The sequence below is a fragment of the Streptococcus cameli genome (assembly GCF_053207365.1).
The window spans coordinates 637601-652718 of record NZ_JBRUIM010000001.1; the positions used below are offsets into that span (position 1 = coordinate 637601).

A 15118-nucleotide genomic window follows, 5' to 3' on the forward strand; every position below is an offset into this window, starting at 1 on the left:
TAATGAGACGCTTATTACTTTATGTCCATTTTAATAAATTCAATGCCATTAGTCCGCATGTGCTCTACCAATTGGAAAAAATAAATCCCATTTTTTCTAAAATAGTCTTTTTATCAAATAGTCAATTGCCACAAGCAGATATTGATCATTTGTTTGAGCGAGGTCTTATCCATGAATTTATGCAGCGAGATAACATCGGATTTGATTTCGCTGCTTGGCGAGATGGAATGGAATTGATTGGATTTAATCATCTACAAGATTATGATTCGGTTACACTGATGAATGATACTTGTTTTGGCCCCCTATGGGACTTACAAGAACATTACAATCACTTTGAACAAAAAAGTGATACCGATTTTTGGGGGATGACCAATCACCGAGCAGTTAAAAATACGTTAAAAGAACATATCCAAAGTTATTTCATTTCTTTTAAAAAATCCATTCTTGAATCAGAAGTTTTCCAAGGTTTTTGGCAAGGAATTCAAAATCATACCGAAGTTCAATTGGTGATTGATCAGTATGAAACACAGATGACAGATATTTTTCGAAAAGCTGGTTTTTCATATGATACCGTTTTAAATGTTAATTTACAGAATAAGAAGGAATTTCCAAACGAAAACTTCTCACAAATTTATCCTTCAAAAATTTTGAAGGAACGTGTACCATTCTTAAAAATTAAAGCGATTGATGCCAATCCGGTTGATGCCAAACATATTGTTACACCCTTTATTTTACAAGAAGTAGAAAATGCAAGTGATTATCCTGTTCAATTGATTGTAGACCATATGTCTAAAATTAATCGACCTGATTTTGAATACCTTTTGAATAGAAAATATCTGCCACTTACAAAATTTGAAGAAACCACTAAGAAGATTGCAGTTCATTTGCATGTTTTCTTTGAAGAATTGATCGATGAATTTTTCGAGGCATTTCAATCTTTCCATTTTAATTATGATTTGTTTATTACGACAGATCGATTAGAAAAAGTTCCAGTGATTGAAGAACGATTGCTAGCTTATCAACTGACTGGGCAAATTGTGGTCACTGGAAATGTGGGCCGAGATGTTTTACCCATGTTGAAATTAAAAGACCAATTAGCTGATTATGACTATATTGGCCATTTCCATACAAAAAAATCAACGCTAGCAGTTGATTATCTTATTGGTCAATCATGGCGGAGAGAATTGATTGACATGCTTGTTCGTCCAGCAGATGCCATCATTGCAAATTTTGATCAGAAAGCTGATTTAGGAATTGTGATATCCGATATACCAACTGCGTTTCGTTACCATAATATGATTTCGCTGGCAGAAGAACAGCGAATCGCTCCTCATATGAATGAGTTATGGTCTAAGATGCAAATGAACAAATCCATTAATTTCTCTGACTTTAAAACATTTGTGATGTCTTATGGTACCTTTGTTTGGTTTAAATATGATGCTTTAGAAAAAGTCTTTGAGTTGAATTTGCAAGACAAAGATGTTCCAGAAGAACCATTGCCACAAGATTCTATTCTTCACGTTATTGAGCGTCTGTTGATTTATATTGCTTGGGATAAGAATTATGATTTTTATATTTCAAAAAATCCAACAGACATTCCAGGATTTGTTGACAATAGAGAGTTAAATGGACGAGAAGGACATTTAGCAACTGTTGGTAGAACCTATGTTGATTTTAACCAAATGGGCGGGATTAAAGGTGCCTTGAAATACATTGTTTTAGGCCCTGCAAGAGCTATCAAGTATATTATTATCCGTTTGAAACACAAAATAGAGGGAGAAAAATGAGAACTAGAAAAACGCGAACTAAAACATCCCCTAAAAAAGGATATACGACCATCATTAAATACCTATTTACGATTGCAATTATTCTGCTCTCCTATAAAACGAGTTTGGATGTTCGATATGTTGCCTTTAGTTTCCTTGAATTACTGATTATTATTTTAGTCTCGAACTATCTTTTGAAGTTTAATAAGTGGATGGCCTATTTTTTCAACTGTGTATCTCTGCTTTTATTAAATATTCAAACCCTAATTATGTTGTTTGGCGGTACCTACACCACTTTGGTCATGGTCACAAATCTGGAATCGATTGAAGCCTTAAGTGGTAAAGCTGCAACCTATATTGCAGGTATTGTAGCTTTATTAGTCTTTACCTTTCTTCCAATCGCTCGATTTAAATTAAAGAAAATTTCATTAAATAAATTGTTATCAGTGACTTTAGGGCTAGAGCTGCTTCTGGCATTTATTTTTGGAAATACCTTTTCACCTATTTTTGCCTTATATACCTTGGCAGAACAATCTGTGCAATACCAGAGAAAAATGGAAGCCATCAAAAATCAACCAAACTTAACAGCAGATTTTTTACATAGCGATGTTTCGTCCTTTATAAATCGCCCAGTTGAATTAGCTGAAAAGCCTAATATTGTTTTAGTATTTGTAGAAGGTTTGTCTCAAAATATTATCGATGATACACGTGATATTATGCCAAATGTGCGCAAATTACAGGATAATTCTTTAAATTTTTCGGCATATTATAACCATACTTTTGCTACTTATAGAGGACTAATTGGTCAATTGTATTCTGGCTACCAATTAAACAATTACGATGAAAATAAATTGATTTCTATTCAGGATATTTTAAAAGATGAGGGATATGAAACAACTTTTATTAATACGGAGCCAAGAAATGTGCGTTTCACATCTTATTTAGAGTCTTTTGGATTTGATCACCTCATTAGTCATTTAGGGAAAGATAAAAAGGAAGTTGGTCATACAATTTATGACAAGGAAGCAATCGAGTTGCTTTACGATAGTCTGGAACAGAGTGCGAAACAAGATAAGCCTTATTTTACAGCAATCTATACATATGGTACTCATGTTTCATTGAAATCTCCGGATAAAAAGTTTGGAGATGGAAGCAATGATTTATTGAATCGATTTTATAATCTAGATTATCACATGGGTGAGTTTATAGAGAAATTCAATAATAGTCCTATTTCAGAAAATACAATTTTTGTTTTTACAACGGATCATGCAACCTATCAAGATGCAGATTTTAGAGAAACATTTAAAGATTATCCACGTCAAGAGTCTAGTTTGGATGCTGTGCCATTTTTCATCTACCATAAAGGAATGAGACCGACTGATATTAATGTTGCTGGTCGAAATTCACTGAGTTTAGCCCCAACTATTCTAGACTACATTGATATTAGTGCTCCGAATTACTTCCTAGGAAAAACCTTGTTTATGGATAAAGAAAATAATAATTCCTTCGATACTGTGTTTCATGATAATAGCACATTGAAATCTAGTGACCAGGGTCTGTTGCAACCATTATCTGAAACCACTCAGACAATTATTGAGGACGAATTACAACGCTACTTCACAGCTAAATTACAAGAAATACCATAAGAAAGTTATTAGTTTACCAGAAAAAGTTAAATCCCCCTTTGGATGAGAATCACAAAAAGGGGGATTTGTTTTTCTAAGAATAGACATTTCATAAATCTTTTCTTAGAAGAAAAATTTTCATAGGATTTTTACTCGTTTTATGCTAGAATAATAGAAGGAGGAACCAGATGATAAAAATATTTGGAAAAATACGTTATCATTGGCAACCAGAGTTGTCTTGGTCGATTATTTATTGGTCTTTAGCACTGACCCCGATGTTTATTGGCTTGTCGTTATTGTATGAACGTACCCAAATATCAGTGTCTGTTTTTGTACTGTTCATCTTGGTTGTCGTCTTATTTGGAATTGGATTTCATCGCTATTTTAGAATTGATGATGAGGATTTACTGATTACTTATGCCAATCCTTTTCGTAAGCAAAAAATTAAGATTGATTCTATCCAAAAAATTGAAGTCACTTTTTTATACATTAAGCTATTTTCTGAAGATTTTCCACATGGAAAAATCTTTTACATGCGAAAATGGCCCAAAAAGTATTTCATCAATGATTTAGTTCGTAATTTATCCTTTAAGGGTGAGATTATTTTAATGGATCATTTGATTAAACAAGATTATTTCGAAGAATATTATTCGGAATCTGCAAAATCAGTCCGCTAAAATCGCTTTTGTTGGGCAGGATTTTGCTGCTAATCGAATTGCTGGATCATCAGGAAAGTCCGCTGTTTGCCCAGTGTGTTCAGAAAAAATGACAATTCCGTCATCATCATAATCGAAGGCGGAAGAATAAGTTTGGCACAGCCCGCAAGCAATGCATTTTTCAGGGATTAGTTTAATATTCATAGTGCTATTGTAACGATTATTATAAAAAAAAACAAGGAGAAGATAGAGATGTCACAAGAACCATGGAATGAAGAGATTTACACATCAGAAGAGAAGAGTCGGAAAGCAAGAACTGAAAAAGGCAATAAAGCCAATTTGATTTTTACTATTTTAGCAGTTGTTTTCTGTATTATTGTTACTGGAATTACTGTTTTAGCAATTTATTTATCCAGTGGTGGTAGTAGCACTAATTCGACAGAAGAATTTTATAATTCAAAAAATGCAAGTTCATCTGCAGCTGTTGCGAGTGAGAGCTCTTCAACAAGTGAAACAGAAGCACCAGCTTCAACACAAGAAACTCCAGCCCCAGAAGAGACCGTTCCAAGTTCGACTGAGCAGCCAGCTGAGACTGCTGGGGAAACAATTGTAGTTCAGCCTGGCGAAGGACAATCCTCTATTGCAGCACGTGCAGGCATTTCCATTGCTGATTTGGAGCGTTTAAATCCAGATAAGATGTCAACTGGCTCATGGTTGGCTCACCCTGGAGATACTGTAAGAATTAAATAAAAGGATAATCATGAAATCAATTCAAATTGCTATTGATGGACCGGCATCAAGTGGGAAGTCTACTGTTGCAAAAATCATTGCTAAAAAATTAGGCTATACATACTTAGATACTGGTGCAATGTACCGTTGTGCAACTTATTTAGCATTAAAGAACAATCTGAGCAAAGACCACGTTTCTGAGATTTTGGAACAGTTATCAGAACACCCAATCAGTTTTGGGCACTCAGCAACAGGACAGGCAATGGTGTTTGTTGGAGATGTAGATGTGACCCTGGCGATTCGTCAACCGGATGTAACCAATAATGTATCCTGGGTTGCTGCTATTTCAGAGATTCGAGAAGAATTAGTGAGACAACAACAACGCATTGCGCAACAAGGTGGAATCGTCATGGATGGACGCGATATTGGTACCGTGGTCCTTCCTGATGCAGAGTTGAAAATTTTCTTAATTGCATCTGTGGAAGAGCGGGCCTTACGCCGCTTTAAAGAAAACCAAGAAAAAGGAATTGACACCGATTTAGAAACTTTAAAAGAAGAAATTGCAGCGCGTGACTACAAGGATAGCAATAGAGAAGTTTCACCATTAAAAGCAGCGGAAGATGCCATTACATTTGATACGACAGGTGTCTCTATTGAGGAAGTTGTATCTTTTATTACAAAAAAAGCAGAAGAAATTCTTGACAAGTAAGTGGACTACTGGTATACTAGTAACAATGAGAAAAGCAGAAGTGAGAACTTCTCGCCTTGCGACTAACGTTGTCTGGCCCTACATGTCAAAATTCCATTTGGAAAATGTTATGTGCGGGCTTGATTTATCAAGTCCGTTTGTTTTTCTCTAAATAAAAAAAATGAGGTGAAAGCCATAGCAAAGCAAGATTTGTTCATCAATGATGAAATTCGTGTGCGGGAAGTTCGTCTAATCGGTCTCGATGGTGAACAGTTAGGGATCAAACCGCTCAATGAAGCACAATCACTCGCTGATAATGCCAACGTTGACTTGGTGTTGATTCAGCCGCAAGCTAAACCACCGGTTGCGAAAATTATGGACTACGGTAAGTTCAAATTTGAGTACCAGAAAAAACAAAAGGAACAACGCAAAAAACAAAGTGTTGTGACTGTTAAAGAAGTGCGTCTTAGTCCCGTTATTGATAAGGGTGACTTTGAAACGAAACTTCGCAATGCCCGTAAGTTCCTTGAAAAAGGAAATAAGGTCAAAGTATCTATTCGTTTTAAAGGACGGATGATTACGCACAAAGAAGTTGGTGCGAAAGTCTTGGCTGAGTTTGCTGAAGCAACTCAAGATGTTGCGATTATTGAGCAACGTGCTAAGATGGATGGACGTCAAATGTTCATGCAACTTGCCCCAATTTCAGACAAAAAATAAGCTTAGAAAGCTAAAGGAGAAAAAACATGCCAAAACAAAAAACTCACCGCGCATCAGCTAAACGTTTCAAACGTACAGGTTCTGGTGGATTGAAACGCTTCCGCGCCTTTACATCACACCGTTTCCATGGTAAAACTAAGAAACAACGTCGTCACCTTCGCAAAGCTTCAATGGTACACTCTGGTGACTTCGCACGTATCAAAGCAATGTTGACTGGCTTGAAATAAGCACAACTTGCATTATTAAAGAAAGAATTATTCGGAGGAATTATAAATGGCTCGTGTTAAAGGTGGCGTTGTATCACGCAAACGTCGTAAACGTATTTTAAAACTCGCTAAAGGTTACTATGGCGCTAAACATATCTTGTTCCGTACTGCTAAAGAACAAGTAATGAACTCTTACTACTATGCATACCGTGACCGTCGTCAAAAGAAACGTGATTTCCGTAAATTATGGATCACACGTATCAATGCGGCAGCTCGTATGAACGGTTTGTCATACTCACAATTGATGCATGGTTTGAAATTAGCTGAAATCGAAGTAAACCGTAAAATGTTGGCTGATTTGGCTGTAAATGATGCAGCAGCATTCACTGCACTTGCAGATGCAGCAAAAGCTAAATTAGGTAAATAATTATAAAAAAACTAGTTTCTCAACTAGTTTTTTTTATATTGCTGTGTGCTAAGTGGAAGAAGGACATAAAAAAGAGTAAATCAAGACAGATTTACTCTTTTTTAGTTTCAGAACTAGAAGAAGAAACCGTAGCAGCTTCATCAGTTTCTCCATTTAATTCAAGATAACTTGGTGCTTGAAACAAATCTTGAGTGGTCTTATTGCCATTTTGACTGTAAAGACTAGTTGATTTATCTCCTAGTTTATTTTCGATCGCAATCATAGCTTCAAGTGAATTCAGATACGAGAAATTTGTAGCATCAACAGTTGGAATATCATTCTTTAAGAATCGAATCAAATCCCCTGTTTGAATAGCGTCACTCATTGCGAGTTGCGTTGAGGCAGCTGTTCGAAGCAACTCAACTTCGGCTAGAATTTCTTCGTCTGGATTGGTAATTTCATCACCGGTTTCAGTATAGTAGAGTTTGCCAGCATAGCTGGTATATTTTGGAGTAATAAAGCTCCCGTTTGTTCGAGTCGAAACGATTTCTTTGTTGTCTGGAGAGAGTAGATCTTGTCCAACTTGTAGAAACTGTTTGGATTCAATACCTAGAAGGTGTTCTAGAGTCGGTAGTGCATCGACTTCTCCACCATAAGTATTTACAATATGACCTTTGTTCATTCCAGGAACGACAATCATATAGGGAACACGTTGTAACATAGCGTTGTCGTAATCTGTCCATGTTTCAGAATCCTTACCAAGTAGAGGGGCTAAGTCAGGGTTACGTGAATTTGAAATCCCGTAATGGTCACCATACAGTACAATAATGGAATTTTCATAGAGGCCAGTTGCTTTCAAATAGTCAAAGAAAGATTTGATAGATGTATCTAGGTAATTTGCGGTTGCAAAGTAACCATTGATGGTTTCGTCATCAGTTTTGGCCAAAGGAAACCCAACTTCATCACCAGATAAACTAGTAGTGTAGGGATAGTGGTTGGAAACAGTAATAAACTTAGTATAGAAAGGCTGTTGCATTCGCTCCAAATATGGGATGGCATCCGCAAACATCACCTTATCATTTAATCCATATTGGAAAGAATTGTCCTTTGTTGGAGTAGAGAAATACGACTGGTCAAAGAAATAATTGTAACCCCATTGTTTATAGGTGTTGTTCCGATTCCAAAAGCTACCAGCATTCCCATGAAAGACAGCAGAGCTATATCCACCGTTTTGAGCCAAGATATGAGGAGCTGCTTGTTGGGTGTTGCTGCCACCGTACTGAACCATGAAAGAGCCTTGGTTTAAACCAAATAGAGAGTTTTCAATAAGGGTTTCAGAATCAGATGTTTTTCCAGCTTTGACTTGGTGGAAAAAGTTAGAAAAAGCAAATGTTTCTTTTGAATGATACAGAGAGTTAAGGAAAGGTGTTACTTCGTATTCGGTCTCGTCAACCATCAGTTTGTAATCAATAATGAATTGTTGGAGACTTTCCAGATGGAGGTAAATCACATTTCGGCCTTTTGCAATACCAAAGTATTCCGGATTAGGAGCCGCATATTGTTCTGACACATATTCTTGAACCGGTTTTAAGTCAGCTTCAGTAGCGTCAGAGCGGTCCTTGTGAGCGGAATAGGTCTGGTTGGCATTGTATAAAAAGAAAGCAGGGAATCCAAGAGCTCGGACAATATAGTTATTGGAAAATCCCCGTGAGAGGAGCTCAGGTCGTTCTAATTCAGCTAAAAAGAGGTTTACAGATAAGAGCATGATGGACAAGGCCGTTACTGCAAAACTAGCCCGCTTGTTGACAGCAGGTGTTTTTGCTGGAATCCATTTTTTAACTCGGAGGAAAATCAGTAGAAAAATATCCAAGAAGTATAGGATATCCCACGGACTAACCATTTTTAAAACAGTAGAAAATAAGCCTTTTGAGGTACTGGAACTCGCAATCATTGCTGAAATCGTAATATAATCGGTGAATTCCCTGAAGTAAATCAAATTGGAGAACATCCAAATAAAGAGACCGACATAGATGGCAATAGCAGTGTAGTAAAATGTCTTACTTCTTTTGAAGTAGAGCGCTGCACCAATAAGCAATAGTCCTGTTGGCAAGGGGTTGATGGCAGCGATAAACATTTGGTAGGCACCCTGTAAGTCTTTGTTAAAATCTAAATTAAAACTAACAAAATAAGCAAAGATGGTTTTGATCCAAAAAAGACTAACGAGAAATAAAATAAAACCAAAGCGAGACTGCAAAAATTTCTTGCATTTTTCTTTAAACATATATCTATGATTTCCTCTAACAATACAAATTAAAATCTCAGTCCATTATAACATAATTTTAAGACAAGCTTAAATCTTAGCCGTTTTTTTGAGATATAGGATAAAATTTGCTATAATGAAGATTATGAAGAAATTAAAAGTGAATCGCATCGGAGAACAAAAGATCAAAGAAGGTTATTGTATCTTGGATGCAGATTCTTGTTTGACACCGTCTTTTAGTGATGACTTAGCGGAAGTTTATTCTGAAAAGGATAGATTTTTAGGAACAGCTTACCTCTCTGTGCAGAACAAGGGAATTGGCTGGTTTATCAGTTCTAAAAAAGTGAGTTTGGAGCCGTCTTTTTTCCAATCTTTATTTGAAACGGCAAAAGAACACAGACAACATTTCTTTGATTCAGAAACAACAACCGCCTTTCGTCTTTTTAACCAAGATGGTGATGGCTTTGGTGGTTTGACAGTAGACATTTATAATGAATATGCTGTCTTTTCGTGGTATAATACCTATGTTTTCTCTCTTAAAAAGCATATTGTAGCAGCCTTTCAGGAAGTTTTTCCAGAGATTGTGGGTGCTTATGAGAAAATTCGCTTTAAGGGTCTGGAGTATGAATCAGAACACCTGTTTGGGAAAGAAGCCCCTGAAACATTTCTCATCAAGGAAAATGGGATTGCTTATTCCGTATTCTTAGATGATGGACTGATGACGGGAATCTTCCTCGATCAACATGAGGTCAGAGGCCGATTAGCAGCTGGCTTAGCTACTGGCAAGCGAGTTCTCAATCTGTTTTCCTATACGGCCGCTTTTTCGGTAGCGGCGGCTATGGGAGGAGCCATTCACACGACCTCCGTGGATTTGGCAAAACGCTCTAAAGAGTTGTCTCGAGCCCATTTTGAAGCCAATGGTATCGAATTAGAAAATCATAATTTGGTAGTGATGGATGTTTTTTCTTACTTTAAATATGCCAAACGCCACGGCTTGGTGTTTGATGTGATTGTGCTGGATCCTCCTAGTTTTGCTAGGAATAAAAAACAAACTTTTTCAGTGGCCAAAGATTACCATAAATTAGTCACTCAAGCAATGGATATCCTAAGTCCAAATGGTATTGTGATTGCATCAACTAATGCGTCAAATGTGACGAGTGATAAGTTTAAGCGTCAGTTAGAAAAAGGATTAAACGGTAGAAGATATGATTTTCTAGAATCATATCGTTTGCCAAGTGATTTCAAATACAATAAAAATGATGAAAGTAGTAATTACCTCAAGGTCTTTACAATACAGGTGCAAAAATGAAAATTGTAGTTCCAATTATGCCTAAAAACGTAACAGATGTGGAAGCAATTGATTTAGAACGCTTAGAAGGTGCGGATCTGATTGAATGGCGGGCAGATGTGTTGCCTAAGGAGGAGATTTTAACACTTGCTCCTGCCGTATTTGAAAAATTTGTTGGACGTGAGGTCATTTTTACCATTCGAACAACTAAAGAAGGTGGTTATCTTGATTTATCAGATCAAGAATACGTTTCGATTCTCAAGGAAGTTGCGGCGCTTTACCAGCCTGATTACCTTGACTTTGAATATTATTCCCATCAGGCAGTTTTTGAGGAAATGTTGGATTTCCCAAATCTTGTATTGAGCTACCATAACTGGCAAGAAACACCAGAAAACTACATGGAAATCATGTCGGAATTAACAGCCCTTTCACCTGCCGTTGTTAAGATTGCAGTAAAGCCAAAAACAGAACAGGACGTGTTAGATGTGATGAACTATACACGTGGCTTTAAAACTCTGAATATGGAGCAATCATATGCGACTATTTCCTTAGGCAAGTTGGGCCTCTTGTCTCGATTGTCTGGTAATATTACAGGTTCTTGCTGGACCTATGCATGTCTAGATGAAGTGAGCGAGCCAGGTCAAATTCCTTTGGCTGTCATGAAAAAGATTGTAGAAGTACTGGAGAAATAAGATGAGGTATTTAACTGCTGGAGAGTCACACGGACCACGTTTAACCGCTATTATAGAAGGTATTCCTGCTGGTTTGAGATTGACAGCTGAAGATGTTAATGACGATTTAAAACGCCGCCAAGGTGGTTATGGCCGCGGTGGTCGCATGAAAATTGAGACAGACCAAGTTGTATTTACATCTGGTGTTCGTCATGGGAAAACAACAGGGGCACCTATTACGATGGATGTTATCAATAAAGACCATCAAAAATGGTTGGATATCATGGCAGTAGAAGATATTGAAGAGCGTTTAAAGAGTAAGAGGAGAATTGTTCACCCACGTCCTGGTCATGCTGATTTGGTGGGGGGAATGAAGTATCGTTTTGATGATTTAAGAAATTCTCTTGAACGATCAAGTGCCCGTGAAACAACCATGCGTGTCGCAGTTGGAGCAGTTGCTAAGCAAATTCTAGCTGCATTAGACATTGCTATTGCCAACCATGTTGTTGTGTTTGGTGGCAAAGAAATTGATGTACCTGAGGGACTCAGTGTATCTGAAATCCAACAATTGGCCCAGCAATCTGAAATTTCTGTTGTCAATCAAGAACGCGAACAGGAAATAAAAGACTATATCGACCAAATCAAGCGCGAAGGTGACACGATTGGTGGCGTTGTAGAAACAATCGTCGGAGGAGTACCAGTTGGACTTGGTTCTTTTGTGCAATGGGATAAAAAACTAGACGGTAAGCTAGCCCAAGCAGTTCTGTCCATCAATGCCTTTAAAGGCGTTGAGTTTGGTGTTGGATTCCAAGCTGGATACAAAAAAGGATCGGAAGTCATGGACGAAATCATGTGGAATCAAGAAGATGGATATACACGAAAGAGTAATAATCTAGGAGGTTTTGAAGGAGGAATGACAAATGGACAGCCACTTGTTATTCGCGGTGTGATGAAGCCAATCCCGACCCTTTACAAGCCCTTGATGTCTGTGGATATCGACACACATGAGCCTTATAAAGCAACAGTTGAACGTTCCGATCCAACAGCTTTGCCAGCAGCTGGTGTTGTCATGGAAGCTGTTGTTGCAACTGTCATAGCACAGGAAATATTAGAGAAATTTTCATCGGACAATATGGAAGAGCTGATTGAAGCTGTCGCAAACCATAGAAACTACATTCAAAACTTTTAAGACAAGCAACAGGTGGCTGAGCGGATGGCTCTAGCCTCTTCATTATCATCAAACGAGAAAGAGGGCAAGATGGGGCAAAAAGTTATCTATATTGCAGGTCTTGGGCTGATTGGCTCATCACTTGCCTTAGGCATTCGAAAAGAACATCCAGAATATACTATTTTAGGCTATAATCGTGGGGAGAAATCACGTCTTTATGCTTTGGAAAATGGCTTTGTAGACCAGGTCACAGATGACTTCTCTCAATTTGCACCTCAGGCAGATGTTATTATCTTAGCTCTACCCATTCAACAAACCATAGCATTTCTAAAAGAGTTAGCGACTTTTTCTTTGAAAGAGACTGTTTTGATTACCGATGCTGGGTCAACTAAACAGTCCATTGTTGCAACAGCAGATGCCTATCTAGCCCCCCGCAAGATTAACTTTATCGGAGGACACCCCATGGCTGGTAGCCACAAATCGGGTGCGATTGCAGCGGACTTGCATCTATTTGAGAATGCTTATTATATCTTTACCCCCTCAAAAGCAACACAAAAAGATGAGGTTGCTAGAATGATGGACTTGTTATCTGGTTTAAAGGCACGCTTTATTGAGATTGATGCCAGTGAGCACGACCGAGTTACGAGTCAGATTTCGCATTTTCCTCATGTTTTAGCAAGTAGTTTGATGATCCAAGCAGGAGACTATGCTGTTGAGCACCCTTTTACCAACAACTTTGCGGCCGGAGGATTTCGGGATATGACCCGTATTGCCGAAAGTGAGCCTGATATGTGGACCAGTATCCTCTTACACAATGCAGATGCGGTTGTTGAGAGGATTGATGAGTTTAAAAAACGATTGGATGCTATTTCACAGTCCATCAAAGACAAGGATCAAGAGGCTATCTGGCAATTTTTTGATTTAGGAAAACAAATGCGGCAGGAAATGGAAATCCATAAACGAGCGGGTGTCGATAGTTTCTATGATATTTTTATCAATGTGCCCGATGAAGAAGATGTAATCTTGATGATTCTTGAGCTATTACGAGGAACTTCGGTGGTCAATATTCGTATCAACGAAGAAAATCGTGAAGATATCAGTGGTATCTTGCAAATAACCTTTAAAAATAAAAATGACTTGGAAAAAGCTGCCAAAACAATTCGTCAGCATACCCCATACCGAGTTTTCATGGATTAAGGAGGTCCATTATGTCAACAAATATTTATGATTTAGCAAATGAACTAGATCGGGCGATTCGCCAACTTCCTGAGTATCAGGCTGTACAAACAATCAAACAATCTGTCGAAGCAGATTCAGATGCTAAAGCTATTTTAGATGATTACCTTGCCTTCCAAACGGAAATTCAAGAAATGATTCAATCTGGTCAATTACCAAGTTCTGATATGCAAACGAAAATGCAAGAATTCACACAAAAAATTCAAGAGAATCCACTATTGACCGAGTATTTTAGCAAACAACAACAACTATCTATTTACATTTCTGATGTGGAAAAAATTATTTTTTCTCCATTAAGAGACCTGCTATAAAATTTATTTGAGTCGTTTTCTCATAAAATTTCAAAAAAATGTCAATTTATTCATAAAAAACTATTGACAAATGCATAAAAAAGTTTTATTATTTTACTAACCTAAAAAATAAAATGAGAAATGGAGACAGATAGATGTCGATGAATTGTCAAAACTTAACAGCTAATCGTTACTACTTCAGCTATTTTAGATAGTGTTTGTAGACATGGAAAACATGGATACAAACACGGTAAACGTAAAGTTTGTATCTATGTGGCTGTAGTTATTTGACATGTGCCCACATAGATGAAAAATCTAAATGGGCACCCGCATTCCATCTGTTTTCATGATACAGTTGTATAAGGACCGTTTAGATTTTATCTAGATGGTCCTTATTTTTATACATTGATTGAAAACTGTATTCGTTTTAAAAGGAGAACATTATGAAATTTAGTCGATTTAGCCTCATGGCCTTTATCTTACTTGCAGCATCTAGTCTTGTTGCCTGTGCAAACTCGTCAAAAGATGCTGATCAAGTATCTGTCGGGATTATTCAGTATGCTGAACATGAGGCCTTGTCAGCAGCTAATGCTGGTTTCTTAGAAGCCCTAAAAGAAGCGGGGTATGAAGAAGATAAAAATCTGAAAGTGGATTTCCAAAATGCACAAGGGGATCAAGCCAATCTTCAGACAATGGTGGAGCAATTAGCTGGCAAAAATGATGTCAATTTTGCCATTGCAACACCTGCGGCTCAAGCATTGTTAAATGTGGATCCAGATACACCATCAGTCTTTACAGCTGTGACAGATCCCGTTTCGGCAGGATTGGTTGAAAGTATGGAGAAACCTGGTGGAAATATGACAGGATCTATTGACGCGACAGATGTTGCTGGTCAGATTGAGATGCTCTTAAAAGTGGTTCCAACAGCAAAAACAGTCGGAATCTTTTACAATTCGAGTGAAGTTAACTCGGAAGTTCAAGCTAAAGAAGCAGAAGCAGCCCTTGAAAAAGTAGGTGTTAAAGCTCTTGTAAAAACAGTTACCTCAACAAACGATGTCCAACAGGTAATGACATCTTTGGCTGGTCAGGTAGACGCGATCTACCTGCCAACTGATAATACAGTTGCTTCCACTGCCGCAACCATTGGTGAAATCTTAATGGAGAAAAAAGTTCCTGCTATTGGTAGTGATGAAGCCTACCTTGAAGGTGTTCTCTTTACATACGGAGTTGATTTCCATGCGATTGGGGTACAGGCTGGTGAACAAGCAGTTGCCATCTTAAAAGGCAAGAAACCATCTGCTATTCCAGTTGAAAAACCTGAGACAGCAAGTATTGCTGTTAATGAAGAAATGGCGAAAAATCTTGGCATTGATCCAAGTACAATCAAAGAATTAGCAAAATAGGAGAAAAAA

The 15118-nt window shown here is 37.6% G+C and carries 16 protein-coding genes and 1 other annotated feature; of the genes, 14 read left to right on the forward strand and 2 right to left on the reverse strand.

Annotated features, from left to right (window positions below; translation table 11 throughout):
- Positions 1-2: 2 nt before the first annotated feature.
- From ACVR1I_RS03245 to ACVR1I_RS03255, 3 genes are all read left to right on the forward strand, one after another.
- Positions 3-1787 (forward strand): rhamnan synthesis F family protein, encoded by a 1785-nt coding sequence (locus ACVR1I_RS03245; RefSeq protein ID WP_447442609.1) that lies wholly within the window; start codon positions 3-5, stop codon positions 1785-1787.
- A complete protein-coding gene (locus ACVR1I_RS03250; protein ID WP_447442610.1) occupies positions 1784-3412 on the forward strand; it encodes an LTA synthase family protein in 1629 nt (542 codons plus the stop codon). Before ACVR1I_RS03245 ends, ACVR1I_RS03250 begins: the two co-directional genes overlap by 4 nt.
- Positions 3413-3579: 167 nt before the next feature.
- On the forward strand, positions 3580-4068 hold the full coding sequence (locus ACVR1I_RS03255) for an EbsA family protein (protein WP_447442611.1): 489 nt from the start codon (positions 3580-3582) through the stop codon (positions 4066-4068).
- On the opposite strand, the gene ACVR1I_RS03260 is transcribed toward ACVR1I_RS03255, so the two are convergent.
- Positions 4057-4251, reverse strand: coding sequence for a ferredoxin (locus ACVR1I_RS03260; RefSeq protein ID WP_447442612.1), 195 nt, complete (start codon positions 4249-4251; stop codon positions 4057-4059). The two genes, ACVR1I_RS03255 and ACVR1I_RS03260, sit on opposite strands and share 12 nt — an antisense overlap.
- Before the next feature lie 48 nt (positions 4252-4299).
- Between ACVR1I_RS03260 and ACVR1I_RS03265 the strand changes: the two genes are divergently transcribed.
- From ACVR1I_RS03265 to rplT, 5 genes are all read left to right on the forward strand, one after another.
- On the forward strand, positions 4300-4797 hold the full coding sequence (locus tag ACVR1I_RS03265; protein ID WP_447442613.1) for an SAG1386/EF1546 family surface-associated protein: 498 nt from the start codon (positions 4300-4302) through the stop codon (positions 4795-4797).
- Positions 4798-4807: 10 nt separating this feature from the next.
- Complete coding sequence (cmk, locus tag ACVR1I_RS03270; RefSeq protein ID WP_447442614.1) at positions 4808-5485, forward strand: (d)CMP kinase; 678 nt, start codon at positions 4808-4810, stop codon at positions 5483-5485.
- A 26-nt stretch (positions 5486-5511) separates the two neighbouring features.
- Positions 5512-5636: a sequence feature (ribosomal protein L20 leader region), on the forward strand.
- Between the two features lie 14 nt (positions 5637-5650).
- The gene (infC, locus tag ACVR1I_RS03275; protein WP_447442615.1) at positions 5651-6181 is read left to right on the forward strand and encodes a translation initiation factor IF-3; all 531 of its coding nucleotides are present in this window, start codon (positions 5651-5653) and stop codon (positions 6179-6181) included.
- Positions 6182-6207: 26 nt separating this feature from the next.
- On the forward strand, positions 6208-6408 hold the full coding sequence (rpmI, locus tag ACVR1I_RS03280) for a 50S ribosomal protein L35 (RefSeq protein WP_447442616.1): 201 nt from the start codon (positions 6208-6210) through the stop codon (positions 6406-6408).
- A 46-nt stretch (positions 6409-6454) separates the two neighbouring features.
- The gene (gene rplT / locus ACVR1I_RS03285) at positions 6455-6814 is read left to right on the forward strand and encodes a 50S ribosomal protein L20 (RefSeq protein ID WP_000124834.1); all 360 of its coding nucleotides are present in this window, start codon (positions 6455-6457) and stop codon (positions 6812-6814) included.
- A 91-nt stretch (positions 6815-6905) separates the two neighbouring features.
- Here rplT and ACVR1I_RS03290 read toward each other — a convergent pair whose 3' ends face one another.
- Positions 6906-9074, reverse strand: a complete 2169-nt coding sequence (locus tag ACVR1I_RS03290) for an LTA synthase family protein (protein WP_447442617.1) — start codon at positions 9072-9074, stop codon at positions 6906-6908.
- A gap of 115 nt (positions 9075-9189) precedes the next feature.
- Here ACVR1I_RS03290 and ACVR1I_RS03295 point away from each other — a divergent pair, with 115 nt between their 5' ends.
- The 6 genes from ACVR1I_RS03295 (at position 9190) to ACVR1I_RS03320 (ending at position 15109) form a co-directional block, all read left to right on the forward strand.
- On the forward strand, positions 9190-10362 hold the full coding sequence (locus tag ACVR1I_RS03295) for a class I SAM-dependent rRNA methyltransferase (RefSeq protein WP_447442618.1): 1173 nt from the start codon (positions 9190-9192) through the stop codon (positions 10360-10362).
- The gene (locus tag ACVR1I_RS03300) at positions 10359-11033 is read left to right on the forward strand and encodes a type I 3-dehydroquinate dehydratase (protein WP_447442619.1); all 675 of its coding nucleotides are present in this window, start codon (positions 10359-10361) and stop codon (positions 11031-11033) included. Before ACVR1I_RS03295 ends, ACVR1I_RS03300 begins: the two co-directional genes overlap by 4 nt.
- A gap of 1 nt (position 11034) precedes the next feature.
- Entirely contained in the window at positions 11035-12201 is a 1167-nt protein-coding gene (gene aroC / locus ACVR1I_RS03305; RefSeq protein ID WP_447442620.1) for a chorismate synthase, read from the forward strand.
- 69 nt (positions 12202-12270) lie between these two features.
- Positions 12271-13377, forward strand: a complete 1107-nt coding sequence (locus ACVR1I_RS03310; protein ID WP_447442621.1) for a prephenate dehydrogenase — start codon at positions 12271-12273, stop codon at positions 13375-13377.
- A gap of 11 nt (positions 13378-13388) precedes the next feature.
- Positions 13389-13727 (forward strand): YlbF/YmcA family competence regulator, encoded by a 339-nt coding sequence (locus ACVR1I_RS03315; RefSeq protein ID WP_447442622.1) that lies wholly within the window; start codon positions 13389-13391, stop codon positions 13725-13727.
- A gap of 422 nt (positions 13728-14149) precedes the next feature.
- Positions 14150-15109 carry an ABC transporter substrate-binding protein gene (locus tag ACVR1I_RS03320; RefSeq protein WP_447442623.1) on the forward strand — a complete coding sequence of 320 codons (960 nt, stop codon included), beginning with the start codon at positions 14150-14152 and terminating at the stop codon, positions 15107-15109.
- Positions 15110-15118: the final 9 nt, after the last annotated feature.